The sequence below is a fragment of the Pedobacter sp. HMWF019 genome (assembly GCF_003061025.1).
Taxonomy (GTDB): domain Bacteria; phylum Bacteroidota; class Bacteroidia; order Sphingobacteriales; family Sphingobacteriaceae; genus Pedobacter.
Map to the genome: position 1 here is coordinate 1 of NZ_QAIL01000296.1, position 4,146 is coordinate 4,146.

2 protein-coding genes are annotated in these 4,146 nt (G+C 39.2%); both read right to left on the bottom strand.

Translation table 11 applies throughout. The features are described from left to right. Positions 1 to 163: 163 nt before the first annotated feature. Positions 164 to 679: a hypothetical protein gene (locus DBR11_RS16870; protein ID WP_108553821.1), complete on the bottom strand. Its 516-nt coding sequence runs from the start codon at positions 677 to 679 to the stop codon at positions 164 to 166. Positions 680 to 713: 34 nt separating this feature from the next. Further along, positions 714 to 4,028, bottom strand: a complete 3,315-nt coding sequence (locus tag DBR11_RS16875) for a carboxypeptidase-like regulatory domain-containing protein (protein ID WP_108553822.1) — start codon at positions 4,026 to 4,028, stop codon at positions 714 to 716. Between the last annotated feature and the right edge of the window lie 118 nt (positions 4,029 to 4,146).

The window sequence follows — 4,146 nt, forward strand, 5'->3', positions numbered from 1 at the left end:
GTTAGAGACAGCTTCGGTGTAACTCAAACTATCGCTTCTACTTATTACATGCAGTTCGGAGTTCGTTACAACTTTAACTAATTAAAACATAAGTTTAATAACAAAAAGGGCCGGAGATTATCTCCGGCCCTTTTTGTGTAATTGTATTTCTGAGTTGCAGACCTTAATTTGCTGCAGGAGGTGCAATTGTCTTAAAGAACCCGTTTTGAGTCACTGTAGAAACAGTAGTACCATCTGCTGCATAAGCAGAAGCTCTAAGTGCATAGGTTTTATCAACAGATAAACCCAGAGCACTAAACTTCAACAGAATACTTCCGCTATATACCTGCGTGTTCGGATATGTTGTATCCTGCAAAGTATAACTGATGGTATGATTGGTTACCTTATCAGTGGAAGTGGCGTCGTTCCCATTCCAGGAAGGAAATGTTACCGTTTTAACCACAGTACTGCCTTCTAAAATATCAACTACAAACTTTCCGGTAGGTACTTTGGCTGTAGCGCCAAAATATACCTGTAAAATAGTGGTCAGTGTAAAAGGACTGCTTTGCTGATAACCTAAGCTGCTTAGCTGCAGGTTAGGTAATTTAGGTTCTATACCTGCGATATCTGCTTTTTTGCTGCAAGAGAATAGGGTTAAGGCCAGAAATGCAGTTAAAGCGATACTTATATATTTTTTCATTGTATTTTATTTAAAGTAATTAATCCCTGTCTAATTAGAACATGTATTTAGCACCGATCAGTAAACTCCAGGTTGTGCCCGAAGCTGCATTCTGATAAGGTTGAGTAATCAATTTTCCATTGAACTGGCGAAGATTGTAAGCAGGAACACCATTGGCATCAATACTTGTATAAGTAAGTGGGCTGTTGGTGGTGTTAAATTGTCTGATACCCCAATACTTGCTCAATAAATTTGGAAGGTTGATCACCACCGCACTTAGTTGTAAAGTATGTTTTGTTCCGCCGGTATTGATATAGAAATCCTGAAGGATATTTGCATCAATACGGTTATACCATGGAGAGAATGCGGCATTTCTATCTGCATACTGACCTCTGTGTTTACTTAAATATGGAGAGTTGTTAATAAACTGTTCTAATGCTGCAGCCTGTTGTTGAGGAGTGTAGGTGTAAGCTACACCATTTACTGTGGCTGTATATTGGGTAAATTTCAGATCAGAGGCTCTCTTTGGAATGTACATCAAATCTGAAGAAGCATTACCATCCCCATTAATATCTCCGTTAATTACATAACTGAATGGACTGCTACCTGCTTGACCTTCATAGAACAAACCAATAGTTGTTGCACCATGTTTTAAGTAATTGAACTTGTAAGATGCACTGGCTACAATACGGTGAGGTACATAATTCGCAGAGTTTCTTAGTTCCACATCGTTGGTTGTTCCAACATTAGATGTGGCCGACCAGACACTTGCAGCTGTTGAACCTGCTGTTGAAAAAGCTTCTTTAGATTTGGTGTAGGTATAAGCAATAGAGGCGTTAAAACCATTAAAGAAGTTTTTACTCAATTGTGCAGTTAAAGCAGAAGAATAACCTTCATTTGTATTTTCCAATACGATTACAGAGCCCAGGTTTGGATAAATTGATCTGTCAACGGCTTGAACAGCAGTACCGTTTGTGCCTACATAACGAACTCTGGAACCATCACCCTCGTTAATTACACCTGTAGGTGTTTTCAGATTGGCATTTCTCATTCTGGTCGCATTGATGTCCTTGGTATAGATCGCCTCAAAGGTAGCCGTAAAGCCATTACCCAGATTTTTTTCCACACCTAGATCTGCCCTGAATACCTGAGGGAATTTGAAATTCTGATCTATCACAACTGTTGAATTTTGCAGCGCTGTTCCTGCAACCTGAGGGAATAGATTTGCATAAACAGAAGGATCAGGGCTGAATTTTATGTTTTTCAACTGATCAGCAGTAGCAACACCACCAAAATTGTACATCGCACTGTTGCTTGGGCTGTTGGTTAAGAATACATAAGGGATGCGTCCGGTAAAGATACCCATACCACCACGGATCACTAAAGATTTATCTTCTAATAAACTGGCTCTGAAACCTGCTCGTGGAGAAAGTAAAATCCTTGATTTCGGCCATTTTCCAGTATTGTAACTGGTCATGTTTCCAAGTGCATCTGGTAACTGTAAAGCTGTAATTTGAGGGTTCTCTACTGGATCCTGCAGATAAAGACCTTTATCAGCACGTAAACCATAAGTAATTTTGAAATTATCGCTCACAGCGTACTCATCTTGTGCATATAAACTGATGGTACCTACTTTTAAATTAGCAGAGAAGACCTGGTCTACACCTGGAATCAGAGAATAGTTGTAGGTAAACTGGATTGGTGCCCTGTCATTCAAAAAGTCGTCAAGTGAGTTGTAGATATAAGAACCAGCAGCACCCGGCATAAATGAGTTGCCTATTTTTTGAAACTCGTAATTGATACCACCTGTGATCGTATGTTTGCCAGCATAATAAGTAATGTTGTCATACAAACTAACTGTATTATCAATGATCTCGTTGTATTTGGTGTTTGGATCAGATCCAGCAGAAATATAGTTGTCTCCTGCACCGTTAAAGATATCGATAGTCGGGAATACACCACCTTTTGAAGTACGTGGATTATCGTAGTTTTTAAAGGTTAACAACAATTGGTTAGACAACTTTGGACTGATGGTGCTGTTTAATTCGGCAGTACCAGTACTTACTTTATTTAAGAATCCATAATTTGAATTTTCAAAACCCATGGATTTAAGGCTGAAGCGACCATTTGGCAAACCACCGTTTGCACGTGTTGATGGTAGCCCATTTGCTCCTGTGAAAGTATAAGAACCGCTGTTTGGCGTACCAGAACTATTAATGATCTGATCTGCAGTGGCATGTAAGTAACTATATTTTACGCTCAGTTTGTTTTTATCGTTAATATTCCAGTCTAATTTCAATAACACTTTTGTGTTTTTGTTCTGGAATGCAGGGAAGTTGTCATATACACCTGTCTGATAACCGTATTTTGTATTTAAATAATCAGATACGGCCTTTAAATCTTGAATAGGCGTTGCAGAAACTGTACCTACGCCAGATCCTCCTTTTGGAGAAAAATTAACACCTGGATTGGTTGTTTTTTCTGTTTCGGCGTTAGCAAAAAAGAATAATTTATTTTTGATGATCGGTCCGCCTAAAGTAAAGCCATAAGTCTGGGTGCTTGATTTAGCAACAGCTGCGCTAATATCAACATCACCGATCATAGTTCCGTTAAAGGATTGATTCTTATAATAAGTATAAGCAGATCCATGGAATGTATTTGTTCCGCTTTTAGTTGTTGCAAATACACCAGCTCCTGTAAAACCAGACTGTTTTACGTCAAATGGAGAAATGTTAATGGACAACTCATCGTAAGATTCAATAGAGATCGGCTGTGCACCACCGCCAGGCAATAAATCTGATGAGGTACCGAAGGTATTGTTTAAATTAGCACCGTCAACCGTAATGCTGTTGGATCTGCTGTCGCGACCGGCGAAGCTTGTACCTGTAGATTGAGGTGTGATACGGGTAAAGTCTGTAATACTTCTTGAAAAGGAAGGTAATGTAGCCAAAGCAGTCTTGTTGATGTTGGTGCTGGCACCTGATTTTGCATTGACAATACGTTTGGTTCCGGTAATAGATACTGCATTTAACTGCACACCGCTATCAGATAATACTGCATTCAGTATAAAAGGCTGGCCTAATTCCAGCGTTATATCTGTATAAGTGCTTTTATTGAAACCGACATAAGTCACTTCAATTTTGTAAGGACCTCCAATACGCATACCCGGAATATTGAACAATCCGTCTTTATTGGCAGCGGCTGCATAGGAAGTTCCGGATGGTACGTGTGTCGCTCTGACAGATGCACCCGGCAGGACACCTCCCTTAGCGTCTTTTACGCTCCCGGATACACTACTTGATGTTACCTGTGAAAAGGCAACAGAAGCAGTAAAAAGGAAAAATAAGAAAATGAGTAAAGAGTTTCTCATACTTGATCGTTTTTTTACGTGAATTTTTGTGTTTTGTTTTGGCCGCAAAGATAGGAAATCAGCCTAAGATTTGTTAACTTAATGTTAATAAAATAAGACTTAACATATTGTGTACAAT